The sequence below is a fragment of the Cognatiluteimonas sedimenti genome (assembly GCF_022808325.1).
Classification (GTDB): Bacteria; Pseudomonadota; Gammaproteobacteria; order Xanthomonadales; family Xanthomonadaceae; genus Cognatiluteimonas; species Cognatiluteimonas sedimenti.
Window position 1 is genome coordinate 294,056 of record NZ_JALGCL010000003.1, and the last position, 24,722, is coordinate 318,777.

General features: G+C 70.2%; 19 protein-coding genes. 7 read left to right on the forward strand and 12 right to left on the reverse strand.

Annotation, left to right across the window (positions count from 1 at the left end; all coding sequences use genetic code 11):
* Window positions 1-20 precede the first annotated feature (20 nt).
* Window positions 21-950 (reverse strand): recombination-associated protein RdgC, encoded by a 930-nt coding sequence (locus MQC88_RS10555; RefSeq protein ID WP_243321784.1) that lies wholly within the window; start codon window positions 948-950, stop codon window positions 21-23.
* Window positions 951-1,152: 202 nt separating this feature from the next.
* Window positions 1,153-2,034: a tRNA 2-thiocytidine(32) synthetase TtcA gene (gene ttcA, locus MQC88_RS10560; RefSeq protein WP_243321785.1), complete on the reverse strand. Its 882-nt coding sequence runs from the start codon at window positions 2,032-2,034 to the stop codon at window positions 1,153-1,155.
* 197 nt (window positions 2,035-2,231) lie between these two features.
* Between ttcA and MQC88_RS10565 the strand changes: the two genes are divergently transcribed.
* Window positions 2,232-2,450: a YdcH family protein gene (locus MQC88_RS10565; RefSeq protein WP_243321786.1), complete on the forward strand. Its 219-nt coding sequence runs from the start codon at window positions 2,232-2,234 to the stop codon at window positions 2,448-2,450.
* Window positions 2,451-2,458: 8 nt separating this feature from the next.
* Here the strand turns inward: MQC88_RS10565 and plsB are convergent, their stop codons facing one another.
* From plsB to MQC88_RS10585, 4 genes are all read right to left on the reverse strand, one after another.
* Window positions 2,459-5,221, reverse strand: coding sequence for a glycerol-3-phosphate 1-O-acyltransferase PlsB (plsB, locus tag MQC88_RS10570; protein ID WP_243321788.1), 2,763 nt, complete (start codon window positions 5,219-5,221; stop codon window positions 2,459-2,461).
* Complete coding sequence (locus MQC88_RS10575) at window positions 5,221-6,171, reverse strand: hypothetical protein (protein WP_243321790.1); 951 nt, start codon at window positions 6,169-6,171, stop codon at window positions 5,221-5,223. Before MQC88_RS10575 ends, plsB begins: the two co-directional genes overlap by 1 nt.
* A gap of 662 nt (window positions 6,172-6,833) precedes the next feature.
* Complete coding sequence (locus MQC88_RS10580; RefSeq protein WP_243321792.1) at window positions 6,834-7,730, reverse strand: 5'-nucleotidase, lipoprotein e(P4) family; 897 nt, start codon at window positions 7,728-7,730, stop codon at window positions 6,834-6,836.
* 70 nt (window positions 7,731-7,800) lie between these two features.
* Window positions 7,801-9,780: a UvrD-helicase domain-containing protein gene (locus MQC88_RS10585; RefSeq protein WP_243321795.1), complete on the reverse strand. Its 1,980-nt coding sequence runs from the start codon at window positions 9,778-9,780 to the stop codon at window positions 7,801-7,803.
* 67 nt (window positions 9,781-9,847) lie between these two features.
* Here MQC88_RS10585 and MQC88_RS10590 point away from each other — a divergent pair, with 67 nt between their 5' ends.
* Entirely contained in the window at window positions 9,848-10,483 is a 636-nt protein-coding gene (locus MQC88_RS10590) for a thymidine kinase (protein ID WP_243321796.1), read from the forward strand.
* Here MQC88_RS10590 and MQC88_RS10595 read toward each other — a convergent pair.
* The 3 genes from MQC88_RS10595 to mutM all read right to left on the reverse strand — a co-directional run bounded on the left by MQC88_RS10595 (window position 10,480) and on the right by mutM (window position 14,960).
* Window positions 10,480-13,284: a serine/threonine-protein kinase gene (locus MQC88_RS10595; protein WP_243321797.1), complete on the reverse strand. Its 2,805-nt coding sequence runs from the start codon at window positions 13,282-13,284 to the stop codon at window positions 10,480-10,482. The genes MQC88_RS10590 and MQC88_RS10595 overlap by 4 nt on opposite strands.
* A gap of 172 nt (window positions 13,285-13,456) precedes the next feature.
* Complete coding sequence (locus tag MQC88_RS10600) at window positions 13,457-14,029, reverse strand: ECF-type sigma factor (protein WP_243321799.1); 573 nt, start codon at window positions 14,027-14,029, stop codon at window positions 13,457-13,459.
* A 64-nt stretch (window positions 14,030-14,093) separates the two neighbouring features.
* Window positions 14,094-14,960 (reverse strand): bifunctional DNA-formamidopyrimidine glycosylase/DNA-(apurinic or apyrimidinic site) lyase, encoded by an 867-nt coding sequence (gene mutM / locus MQC88_RS10605; RefSeq protein ID WP_243321801.1) that lies wholly within the window; start codon window positions 14,958-14,960, stop codon window positions 14,094-14,096.
* 114 nt (window positions 14,961-15,074) lie between these two features.
* On the opposite strand from mutM, the gene MQC88_RS10610 reads away from it, so the two are divergent.
* The 4 genes from MQC88_RS10610 to MQC88_RS10625 all read left to right on the forward strand — a co-directional run bounded on the left by MQC88_RS10610 (window position 15,075) and on the right by MQC88_RS10625 (window position 19,442).
* The gene (locus tag MQC88_RS10610; protein ID WP_243321803.1) at window positions 15,075-16,175 is read left to right on the forward strand and encodes a serine hydrolase domain-containing protein; all 1,101 of its coding nucleotides are present in this window, start codon (window positions 15,075-15,077) and stop codon (window positions 16,173-16,175) included.
* A gap of 58 nt (window positions 16,176-16,233) precedes the next feature.
* Window positions 16,234-17,589 carry a hypothetical protein gene (locus MQC88_RS10615; RefSeq protein ID WP_243321804.1) on the forward strand — a complete coding sequence of 452 codons (1,356 nt, stop codon included), beginning with the start codon at window positions 16,234-16,236 and terminating at the stop codon, window positions 17,587-17,589.
* A gap of 258 nt (window positions 17,590-17,847) precedes the next feature.
* On the forward strand, window positions 17,848-19,071 hold the full coding sequence (locus tag MQC88_RS10620) for a DesA family fatty acid desaturase (protein ID WP_243321806.1): 1,224 nt from the start codon (window positions 17,848-17,850) through the stop codon (window positions 19,069-19,071).
* Between the two features lie 5 nt (window positions 19,072-19,076).
* Complete coding sequence (locus tag MQC88_RS10625; protein WP_243321808.1) at window positions 19,077-19,442, forward strand: EF-hand domain-containing protein; 366 nt, start codon at window positions 19,077-19,079, stop codon at window positions 19,440-19,442.
* 216 nt (window positions 19,443-19,658) lie between these two features.
* Here the strand turns inward: MQC88_RS10625 and MQC88_RS10630 are convergent, their stop codons facing one another.
* The gene (locus tag MQC88_RS10630) at window positions 19,659-21,755 is read right to left on the reverse strand and encodes a M13 family metallopeptidase (RefSeq protein WP_243321810.1); all 2,097 of its coding nucleotides are present in this window, start codon (window positions 21,753-21,755) and stop codon (window positions 19,659-19,661) included.
* Window positions 21,756-21,907: 152 nt separating this feature from the next.
* Between MQC88_RS10630 and acs the strand changes: the two genes are divergently transcribed.
* Window positions 21,908-23,812, forward strand: coding sequence for an acetate--CoA ligase (acs, locus tag MQC88_RS10635; RefSeq protein ID WP_256451772.1), 1,905 nt, complete (start codon window positions 21,908-21,910; stop codon window positions 23,810-23,812).
* Window positions 23,813-24,101: 289 nt separating this feature from the next.
* Here acs and rpmG read toward each other — a convergent pair whose 3' ends face one another.
* Together rpmG and rpmB are read right to left on the reverse strand one after the other, a co-directional pair.
* Window positions 24,102-24,266: a 50S ribosomal protein L33 gene (rpmG, locus tag MQC88_RS10640; RefSeq protein WP_117203566.1), complete on the reverse strand. Its 165-nt coding sequence runs from the start codon at window positions 24,264-24,266 to the stop codon at window positions 24,102-24,104.
* 10 nt (window positions 24,267-24,276) lie between these two features.
* The gene (gene rpmB / locus MQC88_RS10645) at window positions 24,277-24,513 is read right to left on the reverse strand and encodes a 50S ribosomal protein L28 (RefSeq protein ID WP_243321812.1); all 237 of its coding nucleotides are present in this window, start codon (window positions 24,511-24,513) and stop codon (window positions 24,277-24,279) included.
* Window positions 24,514-24,722: the final 209 nt, after the last annotated feature.

Here is a 24,722-nt window from a genome sequence, read left to right on the forward strand (position 1 = left end):
GCCCGCGCCAACAACCGCGTTCACGCGTCCGCGCTGCTGAGCTTCAGCGCCGGTGCCAGCACGCTGAACAGGCGCTTGAGTTCGCCGGCCATCAGCGCGAAGCGCGCGTCCAGTTCCGCGCGCAGGTCGTCGCGTTCGCTCGACTCGAGGCCGTCGACGGCACCCTCGAGCAGCTTGAACTTGCGCAGCACCAGGTCCTCGCCGAGCACGAAGGAGGCGTGGTCGTCGAGCGTGAGCGCCAGCCGCGTCACCTGCTTGCCGGATTCCAGGTGCTTGGCGATCTCCTCGCCGGTGAGTTCCTGGCGCTGGCACTTGACCACCGCGCCCTTGTCGGCGGCGTCCTTGAGTTCGCATTCGTCGCCGAGCGCCAGGCCCTCGGGCAGCGGCTCGCCGGCGATCCAGCCGGTCAGCACCGCGCGTGGCGCGACTTCCGCATTCAACGGCAGCGCCGGGAAGCTGCCCAGCGCGCGGCGGATCTCCGAGACGACGTTCTCGGCCTGCTTGCGCGAGGAACTGTCGACCACGCAGAGCCCGTGTTCCAGGTCGAGGATGGCGTCGGTGCGGCCGGGGCGCACGAACGCGCGCGGCAGCAGTTCGTGCACCAGGTCTTCCTTCAGCCGCTTGCGCGCGCGGCCGCCGGGGCGACGGCCTTCCTTCTGCTCCATCTCGGCGAGCTTCTTCTGCAGCAGGTCGTTGACCACCGCGCCGGGCAGCAGCCGGTCCTCGCTGCCGACGCTGAGCCAGATCGCGTCGGCGATGCGGTGCGACAGCGCTTCGGACTGCCGATCGTCCTGAGCCTGTCGGAGGGAGCCGAACGGTGGAATGAATCCGCGCGACGACAGCTCCAGCGCGCCGACCGGCTTGAGCGCGCATTGCGCGAGGTGGGTGTCGAGCCCGGAGAGGTCGAGCGAAGTGGGGAAGCGGAACAGGGTCAAATTGCGAAAGAACATCGATGATCCAGTTGAAAGAGTGGGCTTGTTGCTTGTGCTGAACGAAGTCGGGAATTATCGAGCCGCGACGGGCGTGGCGCTGTGGCCGGGCTGGGTTGAGCGCGCCATGGATGGCGCGCGCCGGCGCGTGGCAGCTGGACGCGGACTTCGCGCCGCAGCGCAGCCCGGCCACAGCGCCGTGCCCCTGCCCGAAGTCACGAACTCACGTTGCGCGGTCGTGCGTTTCCCCGCCCAGCCACGCATGCGCATCCGGCAGCGCACCGTCGCGCGCGCCGAGCGCGAGGAAATCGAACAGCTTCGGGTCGCTTAGCTGCGAGGGGCGGATGTCGCCTAGGGCGCGGGCGATGGTCTCGACGCGGCCGGGCGATTCGCGTTCCCAGGCGTCCAGCATCTTCATCACCTGCTTGCGCTGCAGGTTTTCCTGCGAGCCGCACAGGTTGCAGGGGATGATCGGGAAGGCCCTCGCCTCGGCATGGGCGGCGATGTCGTCCTCGCGCACGTAGGCCAGCGGCCGGATCACCACGTGCCTGCCGTCGTCGCTGAGCAGCTTGGGCGGCATGCCCGAAAGCTTGGCGTGGAAGAACAGGTTGAGGAAGAAGGTGGCGACCAGGTCGTCGCGATGGTGGCCGAGCGCGATCTTGGTGAACCCGTGCTGCGCGGCGTAGGTGTACAGCGCGCCGCGGCGCAGGCGCGAGCACAGCGAGCACATGGTCTTGCCTTCCGGGATCACCCGCGACACCACCGAATAGGTGTCCTGCTCGATGACGTGGAAGTCCACGCCCAGCGAGCGCAGGTAGTCGGGCAGCACGTGCGCGGGGAAGCCTGGCTGTTTCTGGTCGAGGTTGACCGCGGTGATCGAGAACGCCACCGGCGCCTTCTTCTGCAGCTGCAGCAGGATGTCGAGCAGGGTGTAGCTATCCTTGCCGCCGGACAGGCACACCATCACCTTGTCGCCGTCCTCGATCATGCCGAAGTCGGCGATCGCGCGGCCGACCTGGTGGCGCAGGCGCTTGCCGAGCTTGTGCTGCTCGCGCCGGCGCTGGTCGGCGCGCGGCGGGGGTTCGGCCAGGGGCAGGACGTTCATGCGGGGGAAGGCGGGATCGGGCCGGCCATTCTAGCGTCGCCGTTGCGTCGCGCCGCGCAGGACGCAACCTGGATCCGGTGGAATTCCAGCGCGCCGCCGCGCGCTACGGGACTCGCGTGCCTGCTGTTGCCCGGCCATCGCGGAGCCCGCCGCATCCTGCCCATGCACCGCGCCAGCTCCGGGTTTAAGCTCGACGCGTGAACCAGCCGACCGATCCCGCCGAGCTTGCGCGCATCGCCCAGCGCGTGGCCCTGCTGAAGCAGGAACATCGCGACCTCGACATCGCGATCGCGCGCCTGCAGGTCGACATCGACGCCGACGAGCTGGCGGTCAAGCGCCTGAAGAAGCGCAAGCTGCACCTCAAGGACTGCATCGCGCGGCTGGAAAGCGCGCTGATCCCGGACGAGCCGGCCTAGGCCGGTGTTCAGCCGGCGGCCGCCGGCGCGGCCGCTGCCGGCTTGGCGGCTTCGGGGCTCACCTTCTCGATCGTGTGCCGCAGTTCGCGGCCCAGGATCACCTTGGCGTCCCGCGCCCACGCCGACAGCCGCTCGTCGAACACCAGCTTGCTGTTCTCGTCCGGCCACACCAGCCGCAATTCGCGCAGCTTCTGGATGAAACCGCGGAACAGCGCCTTGTCGAAGAATTCCGGCGCCGCGGGCGCGTACAGCAGCGACAGCCGTTGCGCGGCGAGCTGGCACAGGCTTTCCAGCTCGCCGGCGCCCAGCGTGCCGGGGCCGTTCTTGGCCAGCACCGAGATCGCGATGTAATAGCGCTCGAACGCCTGCTGCAACGGATGCCCGATCGCGCGCAGCCGGAACACCTCGTCGCTCTGGCCGGCGTTGCGGGCGAGCACGCCGCCGTCGCCATCGTCGCCGCCCGCGCCGTTGTCGAGGATCTCCAGCAGGCCTTCGCGCACGAACACGTCGATGGTGCGGTCCAGCCGCCGCCCGAACTCGTCGTCGTCCCAGGGCAGGAACAGCTCGGCCTTGAGGAACGGGTACATGGTCCGGCCCAGCTGCAGCACCGCCTGCCGCGGCATCCGCCGGTTGTGCTGGAAGCAGCAGGCGATCCAGCTCGAGGCGGTGAACAGGTGCAGCACGTTGTTGCGGAAGTAGCTCAGCAGCACCGCGGTGTCGCCGTCGACGCCGAGCACGTCGCCCAGCGGATGCGCGGTGCGCGACAGCATCGCGATCTCCTCGCCGTGGGCGACGATCTGCTCGGGCGTGTGCGGCGTCACCGTGACGCGCTCGCCGTAGGGCACTTCGGCCAGCAGCGTCTTCGACAGCGCGATCTGCGCCAGCAGGTCGGCTTCGCCCATCGCGTGCTTGGGCGTGGACAGAAGCGCCAGCGCCAGCAGGTTGACCGGGTTGACGTCGGCGGCGCGGTTGATCTCGACCTGGATCTTCTGCGCGGTGGCGTCGACCGTGGCCGACAGCCAGTCCGGGCGGTCGTCGTCGTCGAGCGCGGTGCCGTCCCATTGCGGCGCGTGCGCGGCCAGCATGTCGGCCAGCGGCACCGGCGTGCCGAAGTTGACCACGACCTGGCCGTAGTTCTTGCGCAGCACCTTGGGAATGCCCCACAGCAGCGCCCAGATCGATTCGCCTTCCTTGGGCTTGCCGCTGAGCTCGTCGAGGTAGCTGCCGCCTTCCATCAACTTCTCGTAGCCGATGTAGACCGGCTGGAACAGCACCGGGCGCGTGGGCTGGCGCAGGAACGCGCGGATCGTCATCGACAGCATCCCGCCCTTGGGCTGCAGCAGCCGCCCGGTGCGCGAGCGCCCGCCTTCGATGAAGTACTCCAGCGAGTAGCCGCCGGCCACCAGCTGCGCGACGTATTCGCCCAGCACCGCCGAATACAGCGCGCTGCCGCGGATGCTGCGGCGGATGAAGAAGGCGCCGCCCTTGCGCAGCAGGGTGCCGATCACCGGCAGGTTGAGGTTGATGCCGGCGACGATGTGCGGCGGCACGATGCCGCGGGTGTACAGCAGGTAGCTCAGCAGCAGGTAGTCCATGTGGCTGCGGTGGCAGGGCACGTAGACGACTTCATGGCCGGGCGCGGCCTGCTTGAGCGCGTCCAGGTGGTGCACCAGCACGCCGCGGTAGATCCGGTTCCAGACCGAGGTCAGCAGGAACGAGGCCGAGCGCACCACCGGTGGCGAGTAGTCGGCCGCGATCTCGTAGGCGTAGCCGTGCGCCTTCTTCCACGCGTCCTCGCCGCCCTTGTTGCTGCGGCCGTCGCGGCGCGCCTGGTCGGCGATCGCGTCCTTGACCGTCTCCGCGGCCAGCACCTTGTCGACCAGCAGGCGCCGGGTCGACAGGTCCGGGCCGATGATCGCCTCGCGGATGCGGTGGAAGTGCGTGCGCAGCACCCGCGACAGCTTGCGCACGGTGCGCTCGGGCGACAGGTCCTCGGCGACGATCGCGCGCAGGTCCACCGCCGGGGCGAACTGCACCAGGGTGTCGCGGCCGTTGAGCAGGATCGCCAGCAGCCGGCGGAAGCGCCCGACCAGGGTCCAGTTTTCCGAGAACAGCACCGAGAACCAGCCGCTCTGCTTGTCCGGCGAGCGGCCGACGAAGATCGACACCGGCAGCAACTGCACGTCCAGCGCCGGGTCGGCGCGGTGCGCCTCCAGCAGGCGCGCCAGCGAACCCGAGTGGGTCTTCGGCGGGGGCATGGGCTTGCCGGTGGCCAACTGGGTGGCGCGGCTGACCGCGCTGCCGGCGTTGCGCCGCGACAGCGCGACGTAGGCGCGCTTGCGTCCGAGCGGATCGCCGGGCAACGGACGCAGCGGCGACGGCAGGCCGGCCTCGCGGCAGGCGCGATCCAGGATCAGGGCGTTGGACAGGCCGTAGTCTTCGAGCACGTAGCAGATCGGGCGGTCGTCGACCCGGGGGCCCGCGGCCGGCTCGACCTTCAGCCCGATCCAGGGTTCCAGCAGCTTGCCCAGCAATCGAGCCCACCAGGGTTGGCGGCTGCGCGCGGCGGGCCGCGGTGGCGGGCGGTCGCGGGGATCGGCGGCCATCGGCAGTTCGGCCTGGGCGGGAACGTCGTCGCCGGGGTCCTGCCCCGGCGCCGGGGCCGACTCGAACGCGGGATCCCGGGCTGCCGTGGCGGGCGCCTGTGGCGTCGCCGGCGGGTCCAGGGCGTCGTGGAAGGGAAGGGTCGGTTGGGTCGGCATCGCCGGCATTATCGCCGAGCGCGTGCCGCCGGGGCCGCGGCGGCCGCGGCGGCCCTGTCTGCCGGTGCAGCCCCGGCTGCCGTCGGCGCCGGCGGGCGCGCCAGCGCCGCTTCGGCGTTGCGCAGGTAATCGGCCAGGTACCAGCGCCCCTCGATCCGGCGCAGCGAGACCACGGTATCGATGTCCTGGTCGCCGAGCCGGTAACGCATCCGCACGCGGGCGCGGTCGCCGGTCTGTTGTTGCAGACTGGCGTCCAGCGTGGCCAGGCCGGCATCCAGGTCCAGGCCATAGGCGGCCAGCGCCTGCTTGAAGGCGGCGGCGAAGGGGCCCATCCGCTGCAGGCTGGCCTCCATCCCGGCCTCGCGGAAGGCCGCTTCCGAGGTCAGGCCGGTGCGCCGCGCGGCCTGCGCCAAGCGGGCGATCGCCTGCCGCGCACGCTGGCGGTCGCCCAGCGGCGCCGAGGCGCCCCAGCGGCTGGCCGCGGCGATCAGTTGCGCGTAGTGCTGGCGTTCGTCGTCGCTGTAGTCGCCTTCATGCTCGAGGTACTGCGCGCCGAACAAGCCCAGCGAGCGGGCGGCACCGTGCAGTTCGCGGTCGGCGCCGGCGAACTGGCGGTCGAAGACCTGCTGCAGCCTTGCTTCCGAGCCTGACGCGGCCAGCGACTTCAGCAGCCCGGGCAGGCGCCGGCCGAACGGCAGCTCGTCCAGCGGCCAGCGCGTGCGGCCTTCGCGCCAGGCCGTTTCCAGCCGGGCGTGCAGGTCCGGCGGGACGGCGTCGCGGGCGAAGGCCTGCAACTGGTTGTCGCGCAGCTGCGCGGTCAGGTGCCGCACGGCCTGCGCCGGTTTCGAGGTCGCGGGCGCCGCGTCCGGGGCGGCAGCGGGCGCCTGCTCCTGGCGGCAGCCTGGCATCAGCAGGCAGGCACACAGCAGCAGCAGGCTCGCGGGTCGCAGGGCGGTCATGGCCATTCGGGGGGCGCCCTCCCCGGCGCAGCCGCATCTTGGCCGCCATGCCCGGTGCGGGCAAGGATGCCGGTCGCGATTTCGCGCGGGATCGAGAGGCGATGACCCTGAAATGCACCCACGCGATTCCGGATCGTGGTCCTCGATCTCGGCAGCACGCGGGGAAAAGGGTTTTCGCCCAACTACCCGGGAGATTCGTGCCTGATTGCCTGCCTTCGCTGCGATCTGACAGCCCCGGCGTGACCGCCAGCCCTTCGGGACGAATGTCCCCCGGCCTGCGGCCTCCTCCTTGATTTCGCCCCGAAGGACTACCGGCCACACCGGGACGTCGGATTACGCGCTTGCCGAAAAGCCAAGCTTCGCTCTTGCTTGCTTGTACGGCTGCTGCGCAACCCGCAACGCCGGGTCCGTATCCGGCGCCCCGACGAATGTCGTCCTCAGCGCTCCGACGAACGCCTGCATCCTGCGCACGGATCAAGGCGTGGCGCCCATCGATCGGCAGGAAAAGCCAAAGAAAAGGAGGCCGGGTGGCCTCCTCAAGTCCGGCGATGCCGGAGGACAGTCAGTTGTGGCATGGCTCCGGCCGTGGCCGGATGCGGTCAGGCTAGCGCAGGCCCAAAGCTGATGCAATACCTGAATTGATAAGACACAAGTAGTTGATTTTATTTACGAGCATCGTCCAGCGCCGCTTCCTTGGCGGCCCGTCTCGCGGCGGCCGGCTGGCGCCAGTCGTTGTCGAACAGGGCCGGTTCCCACGAGCCGTAGACCGGGTTGGGCAGCGTCCACCAGCGCTCGCCGACCCAGTCCAGGTACGGCGCGATCGCGGCACGGCGGCCGTCGCGGGTATTGCTGGCGATGTCGACGAAATCGCCGACCTGGTCGCCGAACTGCATCAGCACCCGGTACTCGCGGCCGACCGATCGCCGGCGGCAGCCCTTGTCCGAACCCCTGGCCACGCAGCCGGCGACCACCGTCCCCTTGCCCAGGAACTGGCGGGTGCCGGCGATCGGAAAGCCCGCGTGGCGCAGGTTGTCGAACGTGGCTGCGGCCTGGCCGGCGTCGCGGTTGCTGATGTAGAACACGGTGACGCCCTGCGCCGCGGCGCGCTCCAGGAATTCGCGCGCTCCAGGCAGGGCCCTGGCGTCGCGCTGCTGCACCCACCGGTCCCAGTCCGCGTCGTTGAACTCTCCACCGCCGCGGATCTGCCGCACCTGGTTGGGCGAGTTGTCGAGCACGGTTTCGTCGACATCGACGATGATCGCCGGCGGCAGCGCGCGCGGATCGTTGTCGCGGTCGTCCCTGGGCAGCGCGTCCCAGCCCTTGTCGGCGAGCGCCGTGGCCAGCTTCTCGCCGGCCGCGCGGTAGATCTCGCGGAACACCAGGTCGCGTTCGACCGAGGTCTGGAACCACGCGGTGGCGTTGAGCGTGTCGTCGGGCGGCGGCACCTGCGCCTGCTGCGTGACCTGGACGACCGGCGCGGGCGGCGCGATCGAGAGGCTGGCGCAGCCGGCGAGCAGGACGACGGCGAGGACGGTGGTGGCGGGCAGCAAGGCGCGCATGGCGATGTCCGGCGGGAAGGATGCCGCGGAGTGTAGCGAAGCACCGCTGCCGTTCCGCGCTGGCGCGCGCTCAGGCGTCGAGCAACGCCTTGATCGCCGCGAACCCGGCGCTGGCGCGCTCCTGCTTGCGCGCGGCGTCGGCCACCGGGTCGGCGCCGTCGCGTTGCAGCTCGGCCGCCGGCAGTTCGTCGAGGAAGCGGCTCGGCGACAACCGCAGCCGCTCGCCCCACCGCGACGCTTCGCGCGCGTGCGACAGCCACAGCGCTTCCTTGGCGCGGGTGATGCCGACGTAGAGCAGCCGTCGCTCCTCGTCCAGGCGGCCTTCCTCGATGCTGGCCTCGTGCGGCAGGTTGCCGTCCTCGACGCCGACGATGAACACGTAGCGGAATTCCAGGCCCTTGGCCGCGTGCAGGCTCATCAAACGCACCTGGTTGCCGGCGTCGCCCTTGTCGGCGTGCGACAGCAATGCCAGCGCCGCGGCGAGGTCGCCGGGGCCGGCGTTGCGGCCGCCGTCGAACCAGTCGGCCAGTTCGTCCAGGTTGCGCCGGCGCGCCTGGAACTGCGCCTCGTCCTTGCACTGCGCGCGCAGCATCGCCAGCAGGCCGCTGCGCTCGTTGAGCCTGCGCACCAGTTCGGCCGGCGCCAGTTTCGCCGCGTCGGTGCGCAGGCCGCGGATGATGCCGGCGAACTCCTGCAGGGCGTTGCCCGAGCGTGGCGGCAGCTGTTTCAGCAGCGCGATCGATTCGGCCGCGCGGGCCAGCGGCAGGTGCGCGTGCTGCGCCAGTTCGGCGAGCCTGGCCAGGGTGGTGCCGCCGACCCCGCGCGACGGCGACGCCACCGCGCGCAGGAACGCCGCGTCGTCGTCGGGGTTGGCGACCAGCCGCAGCCACGCCATCGCGTCCTTGACCTCGCCGCGGTCCAGGAACGCGGTGCCGCCGCTGAGGTGGTAGGGCACGCGCAGCAGCTGCAGCGCCTTCTCCAGCGCGCGCGACTGGTGGTTGCCGCGGAACAGCACGCAAAAGTCGCTCCACGGCGCGCCGCGCAACTGGTTCAGGAACTGGATCTCGCTCGCGACCTTCTCGGCCTCGTGCGCGGCGTCCTTGCACTCCCACACGCGGATGCGTTCGCCGTCGGCCTGCTCGCTCCACAGGCTCTTGGGATGCTCGTGCGGGTTGTGCGCGATCAGCGCGTTGGCCGCGCGCAGCACCCGGTTGCTGCAGCGGTAGTTCTGTTCCAGCTTGACGATCCTGAGCTGCGGGTAATCGCTGCCGAGCTGCAGCAGGTTGTCGGGATTGGCGCCGCGCCAGGCGTAGATCGACTGGTCGTCGTCGCCGACGCAGGTGAAGTCGCCGCGCGGCCCGGCCAGCGCCTTCAGCAGCCGGTACTGGGCATCGTTGGTGTCCTGGCATTCGTCGACCAGCAGGTAGCCGATGCGCTCGCGCCAGGCGGCCACGCAATCGGGGTCGGCTTCCAGCAACTGCACCGGCAAGCGGATCAGGTCGTCGAAATCGACCGCGTTGAAGGTCGCCAGTCGTTGCTGGTAGCGCTTGTACAACGCCGCGGCCTCGCGCTCGCGCGCGCTGGTGGCCGCCTGTGCGGCCTGCTCCGGCGACAGGCAGGCGTTCTTGGCGCGCGATACCAGCTGCCGCGCCGCGTCGATGACGTCGGGCTTGCTGCCCGGCGGCAGCAGGTCCTTGAACTGCCCGGCGCTGTCCTCGGAATCGAAGATCGAAAAGCCGCGGCGCAGGCCGAGCTTCGCGTGTTCGACCTGCAGCAGCTTCAGCCCCAGCGCATGGAAGGTGCACAAGGTCAGGCCGTCGGCGGCATCGCCCTTGAGCCGGCGGGCGACCCGCTCGCGCATCTCGCGCGCGGACTTGTTGGTGAAGGTGATCGCCGCGATCCGCCGCGCCGGCATCCGGCCCGAGGCCACCAGGTGGGCGATCTTCTCGACGATCACCCGGGTCTTGCCGCTGCCGGCGCCGGCCAGCACCAGCAGCGGGCCGTCGACGTGCAATACCGCGGCGCGCTGGGGGGGATTGAGACCGTGCATGGGACGACCGGGAGGCGGAGCCGCATTCTACCCGGAGCCCGCGCCGCGCTCGGCTAGACTTCGCGCCATGGCCAAGCTCTATTTCTATTATTCCGCGATGAACGCGGGCAAGACCACGACCCTGCTGCAGTCGGCGCACAACTATCGCGAGCGCGGCATGCGCGTGGCGATCCTGACGCCGGCCCTGGACCACCGCGACGGCAGCGGCATGGTCGCCTCGCGGATCGGGCTGCGCGCCGACGGCACCGCGTTCGGCCGCGACGACGATCTCGAGCGCATGGTCCGCGCCAGCGTCGACCACCATGGGCCGCTGCATTGCGTGCTGGTGGACGAGGCCCAGTTCCTGACCCGCGCCCAGGCCTGGCAGCTGACCGAAGTCGTCGACCAGTTGCGCATCCCGGTGCTGTGCTACGGCTTGCGCACCGACTTCCGCGGCGAGCTGTTCGAGGGCAGCCAGTACCTGCTGGCCTGGGCCGACGCACTGCAGGAGATCAAGACCATCTGCCACAGCGGCAGCAAGGCGACCATGACCGTGCGCGTGGACGACCGCGGGCGCGCACTGCAGGCCGGGCCGCAGGTGGAGATCGGCGGCAACGAACGCTACGTGTCGGTGTCGCGCGCCGAGTTCAAGAAGGTCATGCGCGGCGAGGGCGAGATCACGCCGCTGCAGGCGCCGTTGCCGCTGCCGCCGCGCCGCGGTTAGCGGCAGGACGCGCGCGCGGCGGCGACCTGGCGAGCGATCGTGCCGCCTTCGGGCTGCGCGTTGCGGACTTCGGCCTGCAGGGCCTGCAGCGTGGCCACGGCATGCGCGCCCTGCGGGCCATGGCAACGCTGCGCCGCTGCGGTCGCACCGGCGAGCCACGCCACCTTGCGCAATTCGATCTCGCTTTGCGGCAGCGCGGCCAGCGCATCCAGGCGCGCCAGCGCGGTGGCGTCGCCGCGCGCGGCCTGGAACGCGGCCAGCGACAGTTCCGCGCGCCGCGTGTGCGGATGCGCGGCGCCGTAGCCGGCGCGCGTGGCTTGCACCGCCGCGCGCAGTTCGGCCAGCGCGCGGGTCGAGTCGCCGAGCGCGGCGTCGACCTCGCCGAGCAGGCGATCGCTGTCGCCGACCAGCGGATGCGTCGGTCCCAGGCGCTTGCTGCGCAGGCGCCGCGCCTCCACCAGCAGCGGCCGCGCCTGTGCGTCGCGCTGCAGGTCGTGCAGCACCATCGCCTTGTTGAACAGCACCCCGGCCAGGGCGACGGGATTGCCGTTGCGGCGGCGGATCCCGATCGAGCGGTCCAGCGCGGCCAGCGCCGCGGCGGCGTCGCCGCGTTCCCAGGCGATGATGCCCAGGCTGTTGTCGTCGCGGGCGACGTTGTCGTGGTTGGGCCCGAGCCGTGCCAGCAGCCAGGTGCGGCTTTCGCGCAACGCGGCTTCGGCCTCGGCGTAGCGGCCAATGTCGACCTGGATCGCGGCCAGTTGGCGGCGCGCGTCGATCGTCGCCGGGTGGTGCTCGCCATGCAGTTCCCGCGCCAGCGCCAGCGCGCTGCCGCAATCGCGTTGCGCGCCGACGGTGTCCCCGGCTTCGCGTTGCAGCGCGCACAGGCTGCGCAGCAGGTCGATCGACAGCGGATGGCGCGCGCCCACGCGCTCGCGCAGCTGGCGCAGCGCATCGCGGTAGCCGCTGCGCGCCTTGGCGACGTCGCCGGCATCGGCTTGCAGGCTGGCAAGGTCGGCCAGGTTCTCGACCATGCCGGCATCGTCGTGCAGCTGGTCGCGGCGCAGCGCCAGCGAGCGCTGGAACAGCGGCCGCGCCGCGTCGGCGGCCCCGGCCGCGCGCTGGCAGCGGCCTAGTTGCGACCAGAACTCCGCCACCTGCACCGGCAACTGGGTCTGCTCGCGTTGCGCCAGCGACTGCCGCGGTTCCATCGCCTGCAGGCAGGCGCGCTCGTTGCCCAGCAGCAGTTGCGCGCGGCCACGGTCGGTGGCCGATTCCAGCCGCAGGCTCGGCGGCGCGTCGCCGTCGAGCGCGTCGACGATCAGCGATTGCCGTTCCAGCAGTTGCAGCGCCGGCGCATAGTCGCCCAGGCCCATGCGCAGGCGCGCGATCACCCCGAACAGCTCCGCGCGCGCCGCCGGCTGCCGCCCCAGTTCGCGGTTGCCGCGCTCCACCCCGGCATCGAGCAGCCGCCTGACGTCCAGCGGGCCGTCGTCGCTGCCGTTGCCGGCATGCTCGAACAGGCCGACCACGAAATCCTGCAGCGCCTGCGCGCGGCTGGCTTCCTGCACCGCCTGCCGCGCCTGCCAGGCGACGATCACCAGCGCGCTGGACAGCACCAGCGCCACCAGCCCCGCCGTCGCCAGCACCCAGCGGTGCCGGTACAGGTACTTGCGCACGCGGTAGCCGATGCTCTGCGCGCGCGCCAGCACCGGCTTGCCGTCGCGGTAGCGGGCCAGGTCCAGCGCCATCGCCTCGACCGACGCATAGCGCTGCTCGGGACGCTTGGCCAGCGCCTTGAGCACGATGTTGTCGAGGTCGCCGGACAGTTCGCGCGCCAGCCGGCGATGCGGTTGCGGATCGCCTTCGGCGTCGCCGCCGCGCTGCACCATCAGCGACGGCCGCAGGGGATCGGCGCCGAGGATCGCCTCCTCCCATTCCGCATCGGTCTGGCGCTTGAGCCGATACGGCTTCATCCCCGTGAGCAGTTCGTACAGCACCACGCCCAGCGAATAGACGTCGGTCATGGTGGTGACCGGCTCGCCGCGGATCTGTTCCGGCGCGGCGTAGTGCAGCGTGAACGCGCGCAGGCCGGTACCGGTGTGGTCGGGCGACAACTCCTCGGTGTCGAGCAGCTTGGCGATGCCGAAGTCGAGCAGGCGCACCTCGTCCAGCGGCGTGACCAGGATGTTGGACGGCTTCAGGTCGCGGTGCACGATCAGGTTGGCGTGGGCGTGGCTGACCGCGTCGCAGGTCTGCACGAACAGCCGCAGGCGCGCATCCAGCGGCAGCTCGCGGCCGCGGCACCAGTCGGTGATCGGCTCGCCCTCGACATATTCCAGCGCCAGGTAGGGCTGGCCGTCGCCGGTGACGCCGGCGTCGAGCAGGCGTGCGATGTGCGGGTGCGCGAGCCGCGCCAGGATCTGGCGTTCGCGGGTGAAGCGCAGGCGCAGGTTGGGATCGGCCAGGCCGGGACGCAGCAGCTTCAGCGCCACCCGACGCTGGTACAGGCCGTCGGCGCGGGCGGCGAGCCAGACCTGGCCCATGCCGCCCTCGCCCAGCAGCCGCTCCAGCCGGTAGGGGCCGACCAGGGTGCCGGGGCGGGCGCCGGGCAGCGGCGCGACCAGCGGCTGCGACAGGAAATCGTCGCGATCCTCCTCCAGCGCCATCAGCTCGGCGAGGTCGGCGCCCAGTTGCGGGTCTTCCTCGCTCAGCAGCTGCAGGCTGCGCGCACGGGTCGCCGCATCCAGCTCGAACATCGCGTCGAGCAGCGGCGACAGGCGCTGCCAGCGTTCGGCGTCCACCTAGATGCCCGCGTCGCGCGCAACACGGCGATCGCGGCGGCGATCGACTTCGATCACGGGTGTCGCGGTGCGCGCGTGGCGGTCGGCCATGCGGCGCGCGCGCGCGCGCAGCACCGTCGGCGCCTTCGTCCCGCTTGCGCGCGGAAAGGGAAGCGGCGCACGCACGGACTGGCTACTGATCCGGCGCATCCTTCAACGACGCCAGCAGGAACAGCCGCGCTTTCTGCCAGTCGCGGCGGATGCTGCGCTCCGAGCGCTTGAGCAGTGCCGCGATCTCCAGTTCCGAGAGCCCGGCGAAGTACCGCAGTTCCACCACCTGGGCCAGGCGCTCGTCGACCCCGGCCAGCTTGGTCAGCGCGGTGTCCAGGCCCAGCGTCTCCTCGTCCAGGCGCAGCGCGCCTTCGACTTCCTCGGGCAGCTCGGTGACGCGGTGCAGGTCGCCGCCGCGCTTCTGCGCCATGCGCTGGCGGGCGTAGTCGACCACCACGCTGCGCATCGCCGAGGCGGCATAGGCGAAGAAGTGCGCGCGGTCGTCGAACTGGGCGGTGTTGCGGCCGATCAGCTTCAGGTAGGCCTCGTGCACCAGCGCGGTGGCATCCAGCGTCTGCCCGTGCTGGCCGGCGAGCTGGCGCCGCGCCATCGAGTGCAGCTCCTGGTAGAGCGTGGCGAGCACGCGATCGAGCGCGCCGCGGTCGCCGTCGCGTGCGGCATCCAGCCACTGGGTGATCTCGGCGGTGTCGGCCATCTTCTCCCCCGAAGGCCGGCCAAATATAGCCTTTCGCCTGCCTGAAGTGTGACCGCGGCCGCGATCAGCGCTGGCAGTGACCGCACCAGACGCTCGCGCGCTGGCCGATCCAGGCCTGCTTCAGCGCGCGCCCGCAGTTCGGGCAGGGGGCGCCGCCGCGGCCGTAGGCCGACAGCTCCTGCTCGAAGTAGCCGGGGGTGCCGTCGGGACTGATGAAATCGCGCAGGGTGGTGCCACCGCGGTCGATCGCGTGCGACAGGATCGACCGGACCGCGTCGGCGAGCCGCTGGTAGCGTTCGCTCGACACCCGCCCGGCCGCGCGCAGCGGCGAGATCCCGGCGGCGAACAGCGCCTCGGCCGCATAGATGTTGCCGACCCCGACCACGATCCGCTGGTCCATCAGGAAGTTCTTGACCGGCGCCTTGCGGCCGCGGCTGCGGGCGAACAGGTAATCCCCGTCGAAGGCCGGCCCGTCGAAGGCCGATCCGTCGGGCGCCGTGCAGGTCGATGCCAGCGGTTCCGGGCCGAGTCCGCGCAGCAAGGCGTGGGTGGTGCCCGGCGGCTGCCACAGCAGGCAGCCGAAGCGGCGCGGATCGGTGAAACGCAGGACTTGCCCGCGACCGCGGCCGGCAGCGTCGAGCGCGAGGTCGACATGGTCGTGCGGCCCCACCGGGGTATCGGCCGGCAGCACGCGCAGGCTGCCGGACATGCCCAGGTGCAGCAGTGCACTGCCCGCGGCGGTGTCCAGCAGCAGGTACTTCGCGCGGCGGCGGATCGCCTCGATCCGCTGGCCCGGCAACAGCGCCGGGACTTCGGCCGGGATCGGCCAACGCAGGTTGGCGCGGCGCAGTGTCACCGCGGAAACGCGCCTGCCTTCCAGATGGGGGGCGAGGCCGCGGCGGGTGGTCTCGACTTCGGGCAGTTCGGGCATGGCGGCAAGTATTGCAGGCGGCGGCTGGCCGATGCGGGTGGCCGCGGGTTTTGCGGGTGTCCGGTTTGGTGATCTGCGCGCGTTGAGTTGGACAGGGACATGCCAGGGGGCAACATGCGCCGCGTTCTGCCGTTTCTTCTTGCGTTGCTCGTCGCTCCGGTGTGGGCCGGGGAGCCCGGCGCCAGCGTCCGCCACCGGGGCTACGACTTCCGCCCGGTCACGACCTTCGTCAACGGCTTCGTCGGCGCGTCCCAGGAGGACCTGCTTGATGGCGCCGTGCTGGTCGTGATGCAAAACGGCAGGCCGATCTACCAGCACCATTTCGGCAGCTACGTGGGTACCGGTCCGAAAGTGCCAATCGCCTCGGCCAGCAAGCTGCTCTCGGCCTTGGTGATCGAGCGCCTGGTGGAAAACGGGACGATGCACTGGGACGACACGGTGGCCGACTATTTCGGTACCGATTATCCGGACGCGGATCCGGAAACCGGGGCGATCACGCTCGGCCAGCTGTTCAGCCACACGTCGGGGATGACGGTCGTCAACAACCCCTGCCTCACCTACGCCTACCGCAACATGTCGATGGACAAGTGTGCACTGTCGATCCTCGGTACTCCGCTGAGCTGGACCCCGGGAACGCTGTTCGCGTACGGCGAGAACTCGATGCAGGTCGCAGGTGCGATGGCGCAGCGGATCACCGGCAAGACCTGGGCGCAGCTGCTCGAGTCGGAACTGACCACGCCGCTCGGCCTGGCGCGCACCGACTACGGCCTCAACGACGACGGCACGCCGTTCAGCAACCCGATCATCGCCGGCGGCGCGCGTACCGTGCTGCCCGATTATGCGCGGGTCGTGCAGATGCTGCTGCAGCGCGGGATGCTCGACGGCGAGCGTTACCTGGCGTCCACCAGCATCGCCGAGATGCAACTGGACCAGACCCACGGCGTGCCGGCGGATCCCGAGTCGGATCCTTATCCGGAAGCCTACGGTTACGGCTACGGCCAGTGGCGCAACGTCGTCGACTGCGACGGCGTCGCGACCCGGATCTCGAGCACCGGGATCCTCGGTACCTCGCCGTGGGTCGACTACGACAACGGCATCGCGGCGGTGTTCCTGACCTACAAGCAGACCCTCAACCCGCAGCTGCGGGAAGACTTGCGGCAGTTGTGGGATGTCGTCGCCGACGTCATCGGCGCCCCCGTCGGGTGCACGCCCTGAAGCAATCCGCGGGCGAAGCGACGGCGCCCCCACCCGACTGAGTTCCGGGAGCAGGACCATGGACAACACGAGTCGATTGATCGCGGGGCAGGCCCGGGACAACCGCGGGCCGCCGCCGCGGATCGCAGGGCTCGCCCGCGCGCTGGTCCTGGGCGGATTGCTGGGGGTCCTGCCGCACGCGGCAGCGGCGCAGGCATTGCCGGAGGAAGTCCAGGTAGGCACCCACGAGATCAAGGATTACGAGTTTGAATGGGGCCGCGACGGCGTGGTTTGTCCGACCTGCAACTTTGGCGCCGGCAATGCACGGCTGGCGTACATCGATTCAAGCCACAACCTCTGGGTCGGTTTCGTCGACCCCGCCAACGGCTACTTCTTCCCGCCCGATGGCAAAGGCGTGCTGGTGGACACGAACACGACCACGGCCACGGAGATCGGCAATGGCCCGGAGTGGTTGAACTCGCAGCTCGGCTCGCAACTGGCCTACACCCGCTGGACCGACGGCAAGCCGCACACGGTCCCGAACCTGGTGCTCGGGTTTGCGCGCGCCGGCGGCGACTCCTGGGTGGCCGGCCCGGTTGCCGGCAGCGAAGGTCGCGTGCTTCCGATCGGAACGGAAAACCTGAACGCACCGAACGCATTGCAGAGCTACCAGAGTTTCACCCTGCAATCGCGCACCACCAGCCTGTTCTGGCGCGGCGCGTATCCCGGCGCAGTCGAGCAGGCGGTCCCGGTCACCAGCAACAAGGCGGGCGCGACGCGGCGCTGGGTCCCAGGCACGCGCGACATCATCATCACCGTCTCGGCCGCGGCCGTCACGCCGAGCGCCAGCACCGTGCCCGCCCAGGAACCCAGCTGGCGGCAGGTGTTCCTGTACCACACGGCCACTGCCACCATGGAGCAGCTGACGTTCGACAACGTCAACAAGTACTGGGCCTTCATGTGGACCGCGCCGGAATTCAACAACGAGAAGGTGTTCGTCGCGATGGTGGGCACCACTCGCCTGCAGATCTACCGCAAGCTGCCGACCGATGACGGCGGCATGGCATGGACGGTCGTGAAGACGATCACCATGCCGGCCGAGACGCCCTACGTCAGTTCACCGGAACCGTTCGTGTACAAGGGCAGGTCCTGGGTCTTCTTCTCCCTGAGCTCGGATCCCAACGGCCGCAACTTCACCCAGCCCAGCCGGATCGCGATGACCGGAATCATCCCGGAAGTCGACGACCTGCGGATGCTGACATCCGCCACCGAACCCATACGCGTCCGCCGCGACCCGGAGTATTTCATCACGGCGAACGGGCCTTACCTCTACTACAACCGCTACCTGCTCGAGACCGACACCACGCCGCCGATCAGCGAGGGGGTTTTCCGGGTCGACACCGGGCTCTGGCAGCCGCCCGGGATCGACGAATAAAGTGCAGGCGCGCGTGAAGGCGACGCCGCACCACGGCCGCGATCGCGCGGCGACCGCGCCAGCGCAGGCGGGTACATGCTGGCGGCGCCCCCGCGTCGATCCTGAAGGCCCGGGGCGGGGCCGCCGGGGCTGAACGCGGACTTCCGGGCACCCGCGCAAGGGGTGATCGGGCCCGCCCGAGCTGTCATCATGGCCCGCGGGTCCGCTGCCGGGCCCGCGCTGCTCCGGGGCCGTCCCGGAGCCTTCCCGGAGCCCGTGATGCCCGTTCTACCGCTCGACGCCTCACTGCTGGATTTCCTGTCCGGCGGCCTTCTGCAACCCGGCTGGGGCGAGCTTGCCCTGTACCTGCTGGCCGCTACCCAGCTCACCATCTTTTCGGTGACCCTGTACCTGCACCGCAGCCAGGCCCATCGCGGCGTCGACTTCCATCCGGCGATCGCGCACGTGTTCCGGTTCTGGTCGTGGCTGACCACCTCGATGATCACCCGCGAGTGGGTCGCCATCCACCGCAAGCACCACGCCAAGTGCGAGACCGAGGAAGACCCGCACAGCCCGATGAAGAAGGGCATCGGCACCGTGTTCTGGCGCGGCGTCGAACTCTACCGCGAGGCGCGCGGCATGCGCGCCGACATCGAGAAGTACGGCAAGGGCTGCCCCGACGACTGGATCGAGCGCCACCTCTATACCCCGCACGCCACGATGGGACCGACCGCGCTGCTGTTCATCAGCTTCGCCCTGTTCGGCTTCGCCGGCGTCGCCGTCTGGGCGATCCAGATGTTGTGGATCCCGTTCTGGGCCGCCGGCGTGGTGAATGGCCTGGGCCACTGGTGGGGCTACCGCAACTTCGAGACCGACGACACCGCCACCAACCTCACCCCCTGGGGCCTGTGGATCGGCGGCGAGGAGCTGCACAACAACCACCACGCCTTCCCGTCGTCGGCCAAGTTCGCGCTGCGCAAGTGGGAAGTGGACATCGGCTGGGGCGTGATCCGCGGGCTCGAACGCGTGGGCCTGGCCAAGGTGCTGCGCACCGCGCCGGCGCTCAACGTGCGCCCCAACATCAACGTGCCCGATGCCGACACCCTGAAGGCCTTGCTGGCGATCCGCTTCCAGGCCATGACCGACTACCAGCGCAACGTGCTCAAGCCGGCGCTGCGCGAGGAAGCGCGTGCGGCCGGGGCGAAGCTGCGTTCGCTGTTGCCCCGCAAGCTGCGTCGCGGCCTCGCCGACGACGGCCGCTGGCTCAAGCCGGATGCGCGCCAGCAGTTGCAGGCGTTCGTCGCCGAGCGCCCGCGGATCGGCACCTTGGTCGAGCATCGCCGCCGCCTGGCCGCGGTGCTGGAGTCGCGCAGCCAGGACGCCGCCGACCGGCTGCACGCGTTGCAGGCCTGGTGCCACGAGGCCGAAGCCAGCGGCATCCGCGCGTTGCAGGAGTTCTCGGCGCGGCTGAAGGGTTATTCGCTGCAGGGCGCGCACGCCTAGGCGACATGCAAGGCACCGCAATGCCACGCCACACGCCCGGCCGCTGCTGGCCGGGCTTGCTGTTGCCGGTGCTGCTGCCATGGGCCGCGCAGGCGCAGCTGCAGCAAAGCACGGATTACCTGGCGCGCATGGACGGCGACCACGATGGCCGTGTTTCGCTGCCCGAATACCAAGCGTGGATGGCCTACGCCTTCGATGCCATGGATCGCGACCACGACGGCGTGCTGGCCGTGTCCGAACTGCCTGGCGGTCGCGGCCAGCCGGTCACGCGCAGCCAGCACCGCGAACGCCTCGCCGCCGCGTTCGGCCGCCAGGACCGCAACGGCGACGGCAGCCTCGATGCCCGCGAGCTCGCCGCGCCGCCGCGTTGAGCCCAGCGCAGCGGACGGCCACGTCCATGCGGCTTGACGCGCGAGGCGGGTCACCAGCGTCCCGCACGGAAACAGGCGTTCCTGCATGGACGCATCCACCAGGCGTCCCGGACAAGGGGCACCCCCTGCGTCCGGCACTCCCAGGCAGGGCGACAAAAAAAGCGACGGCCCGGTCCGGGCCGTCGCTTCGTCGCGAACCGGTCGCCCGCGTCCGGCTTACCAGATGCGCACGCGTGATTCCGGCGCCAGGTACAGCTTCTGTCCGTCCTTGGCGCCGAAGGCGTCGTACCAGGCGTCGATGTTGCGCACGGTCTGGGCGCGGAAGGCACCCGGTGAGTGGCCGTCGCCGATCACCTGCGCGCGCAGCGCGGCGTCGCGGGTCTTGCTGCGCCAGCTCTGGGCGAAGGCGAGGAAGAAGCGCTGGTCGCCGGTGAGGCCGTCGATCACGGGCGCCGGCTTGCCGCCAAGCGACTTGACGTAGGCCTCGTACGCGACCTCCAGGCCGGCGAGGTCGGCGATGTTCTCGCCCAGCGTCTGCTCGCCGTTGATATGCAGTCCCGGCAGCGGCTCGTAGGCGTCGTACTGCTCGACCAGCTTCTGGCTCGCGGCCTTGAAGTGCGCGGCGTCCTCCGGCGTCCACCAGTTCTGCAGCTTGCCCTGCGCGTCGAACTCGGAGCCCAGGTTGTCGAAGCTGTGGCTGATCTCGTGGCCGATCACCGCGCCGATCGAACCATAGTTGGCGGCGGCGTCCGCCTTCGGGTCGAAGAACGGCGGTTCCAGGATGGCGGCCGGGAAGTTGAGCGCGTTCTGCAGCGGCAGGTTGACTGCGTTCACCGTCTGCGGCGTCATCCACCACTCGCCGTGGTCGGGCGCCTGGCCCAGTTTGGCCAACTGGTGGCGGTATTCGACCAGTTCGGCGCGCTCGGCGTTGCCCAGCGCGTCGTCGGGCTTGACCTCGAACGAGGCGTAATCGCGCCACGTGTCCGGATAGCCGACCCCGACCTTCATCGAGGCAACCTTGGCCTTGGCCTTGGCCTTGGTGGCGTCGTCCATCCATTCGAGCTTGTCGATCCGCTCCGGGAACACCGCCAGCAGGTTGGATACCAGCTGCTGCACCTGCTCGCGCGAGGACGCCGGGAAGTATTTCTGCACGTAGATCTTGCCGACCGCATCACCGAGCGCGTTGTTGACCGCGCCCAGTGCGCGCTTCCAGCGCTCGCGCTGCTGCGGGGTGCCGCTCAGGGTGGTGCCGTAGAAGCCGAACGAGAGGTCGGCGTAGGCCTTGGGCAGCAGCCCGGCATGGCGGTTGATGGCGTGGAATACCAGCCAGTCCTTCCACGCCTGCAGTGGCTGGCTGGCGGTCAGCGCCGACAGCTTGCTGATCGCGTCGGGCTGCCAGGCGGTGATGGTCTGCTGGCCTTCGAGGCCGGCGGCCTTGAAGTACGCCGCCCAGTCCAGCCCCGGCGCCTTCCTGGCGAAGTCGTCCATGCTCCAGGCACGCGCGTTGTGCACGTTCTCGGTGTCGATGATCGAGGCCTGCGCCCTGGCGATCTTCTCTTCCAGCGCGTAGATCTCCCTGGCCTTGGCATCGGCATCGGCGACGCCGGCCTGGGTGAGGATCGCCGCGACGTAGGCCTTGTACTTGTCGCGGATCGCGGCCATTTCCTTGTCGCTGGACAGGTAGTAGTCGCGGTTGGGCATGCCCAGGCCGCCCTGCAGCAGGTAGGCGGTGTTGTGTGCCGGATCTTCCAGCCCCTGGGTCACGAACAGGCCGAACAGGCGGTCGGTGTAGTAGTTGGTGGCGTTGAGCGGATCGACGTCGGCCCGCAGGCCGGCACCCAGCACCTGCGCCAGCGCGACCTTGTCGGCGATGGCGTTGGCCTCGTCGATCTGCGCCTGCACCGGCTTCAGCCCGGCCTGCTCGATCGCGGCCTCGTCCATGAACGCGGCGTAGTAATCGGCGATGCGGCGCTCGTCGCTGCCGGCGGCGGGATTGGACGCCGCGATTTCCTTCACCAGGTCGGCGTTGCGCTGCTCGGCCTTCTGGAACACCTGCAGGAAGATGCCGGTGCTGGAACGATCCTCCGGGATCACCGCCGTCTTCAGCCAGCCGCCATTGGCGTAGCCATTGAAGTCGTCGCCCGGCTGCACCGATTTGTCGATGCCGGCCAGGTCGATGCCGATGAGCGGCGCCGCCGGCGCGGCGGCGGCAGGAGGCGCGGCGGTGTCGTTGGCGGAGGGCGTGGGCGTGCGGTTGCACGCAACGCAGGCGCAGAGGGCCATCGCCAGCAGGGTCGGGCGCGATACGCGCATGGCAGTCACCGGATCGGGGAGGAGCCGCCATCATGAACCCGGCGGCGTGAGCCCGGCATAGGCAGGAAGTCACCACCGCGACGCCGCCGGACCCGGCTTGCGGCACACTGGGGCCGTCGGCCCTGCCTGGAGCCGCCCCCGAGGAGCCGCCCATGACCCTGGATGCCGCCGGATACGCACGCCTCCACGCCGAGTCGATCCGCGATCCCGATGTCTTCTGGGCCGCCGCCGCCGGGCGCCTGGACTGGATGCGGCCACCGACGCAGGTGAAGGACACCAGTTTCGATCCCGCCGACTTCCGCATCCGCTGGTATGCCGACGGCGAGCTCAACGCCAGCGTCGAGTGCCTGGACCGGCACCTGGCCACGCGCGGCGACAAGGCCGCGATCGTGTTCGAGCCCGACGATCCGTCGCAACCGTCGCAGCGAATCAGCTACCGCGAACTGCACGCGCGCGTCTGCCGCCTGGCCAACGCGCTGCGCAACCTCGGCATCGGCAAGGGCGACCGCGTCACCATCTACCTGCCGATGATCCCCGAGGCGGTGGTGGCGATGCTGGCCTGCGCGCGGATCGGCGCGGTGCACATGGTGGTGTTTGGCGGCTTCGCCCCGCATTCGATCGCCGACCGCATCGCCGACTGCGGCAGCAAGCTGGTGATCACCGCCGACGAGGGCTGCCGCGCCGGCAAGCGCGTCGCGCTCAAGGCCAATGTCGACGCGGCGCTGAAGCTGCCCGGCACCAACAGCGTCGAGACCGTGCTGGTGGTGCGCCATACCCGCGGCGCGGTCGACATGCAGATGCCCCGCGACCGCTGGTACGACGCGGTGGTCGAGGGCCAGCCCGAAAGTTGCGAACCCGAGCGCATGAACGCCGAGGACCCGCTGTTCATCCTCTACACGTCCGGCAGCACCGGCAAGCCCAAGGGCGTGCTGCACACCACCGGCGGCTACCTGGTGTTCTGCGCGTACACGCACGAGCTCGTGTTCGACCTGCGCGAGGACGACGTCTACTGGTGCACCGCCGACATCGGCTGGGTCACCGGCCACAGCTACATCGTCTACGGGCCGCTGGCCAACGGCGCCACCGCGCTGGTGTTCGAAGGCGTGCCGACCTGGCCGGACGCGTCGCGCTTCTGGCAGGTGGTCGACAAGCACCAGGTCACCATCTTCTATACCGCGCCGACCGCGATACGCGCACTGATGCGCGAAGGCGACGCGCGGGTCGCGGGCACCTCGCGCAAGTCGCTGCGGCTGCTGGGCAGCGTCGGCGAGCCGATCAACCCGGAGGCCTGGCGCTGGTACCACGACGTGGTCGGCGACGCGCGCTGCGCGGTGGTGGACACCTGGTGGCAGACCGAGACCGGCGGCATCCTGATCGCGCCGCTGCCCGGCGTCGTCGCCGATCCCAAGCCGGGCGCGGCCATGCTGCCGTTCTTCGGCGTGCGGCCGGCGCTGGTCGACGCCGAGGGCCGGTTCCTGGAGGGCGAGGCCGAAGGCAACCTGGTGCTGCTGGATTCCTGGCCGGGGCAGATGCGCAGCGTGTACGGCGACCACCAGCGTTTCATCGACACGTACTTCAAGGCCTATCGGGGGCTGTACTTCACCGGCGACGGCGCGCGCCGCGATGCCGACGGCGACTGGTGGATCACCGGCCGCGTCGACGACGTGATCAACGTCAGCGGCCACCGCATCGGCACCGCCGAGATCGAAAGCGCGCTGGTCGGCCACAACGGCGTGACCGAGGCGGCGGTGGTCGGCTTCCCGCACGACATCAAGGGCCAGGGCATCTACGCCTACGTGACGCTGAAGGAAGGCGTCGCGCCCACCGAGGCGTTGCGCAGCGAGCTGGTACAGCAGGTGCGCAGCGACATCGGGCCGACCGCGACCCCCGACCACATCCAGTGGGCGCCGGCGCTGCCGAAGACCCGCAGCGGCAAGATCATGCGGCGGATCCTGCGCAAGATCGCGGAGGACGCGCCAGACCAGCTGGGCGACACCTCGACCCTGGCGGACCCGTCGGTGGTCGAATCGCTGGTCGCCAACCGCAGGAACGCCTGACGCGTCACCGCCGCTCCCGCCTCCCGCCAGATCGCCGGCAGGATCCTGCCAACGTTCGCGGCAGCACGAGACGGGAAAGCCGGAGGCGGGTGCCCCGGGGTGCGAAATCAAGGAGGAGGCGAAGGCCGCAGGCCGTAGCCGGGGGACATTCGCACCCCGGGGCACCCGCTTCCGGCCCCGCAAACTGGAGAGTTCGCGAGCCGCGAGTCGCGAGCCGCGGATCGCAAATCGCGGAACGACCAACAAAAAAAGGCCCGCCGAAGCGGGCCTTTCGATCAGGCGAGACCAGCTACTTGATCTTGCCTTCCTTGTAGATCACGTGCTTCCGGACGACGGGGTCGTACTTCTTGACCTCCATCTTGTTCGGCGTGTTCTTCTTGTTCTTGTCGGTGGTGTAGAAGTGGCCGGTGTTGGCCGAGGAGATCAGGCGGATCTTGTCGCGCTTGGTTGCCATGTCGTCCTCCTCAGACCTTTTCGCCGCGGGCGCGCAGCTCGGCCAGAACGCCGTCGATGCCGTTCTTGTCGATGGTGCGCATGGCCTGCGCGGAAACCTTCAGCTTGACCCAGCGGTTCTCGCTGGCGACCCAGAAGCGGCGCTCGTGCAGGTTGGGCAGGAAGCGGCGACGGGTCTTGTTGTTGGCGTGCGAGACGTTGTTGCCGGTCTGCACGCCCTTGCCGGTGACTTGGCATACGCGGGACATAACGCACCTCGATGGTAATGGTCGGCTTCCGTGGCCCGGAAGTCATCGGCCCCGGCGGCAGCGGCCGCCATGCGATTCGGGAAGGGAAACTCGTCGTGCGGGCGGGCGGAATCGCATTCCGGCCCGGCCCGGGCCAGGGGCCTGGACACAGCGAGCCGCGCATTATGCCGCGCCAAGGGGATCCGTGCCAGCCCGGCGCGGGGCAACGC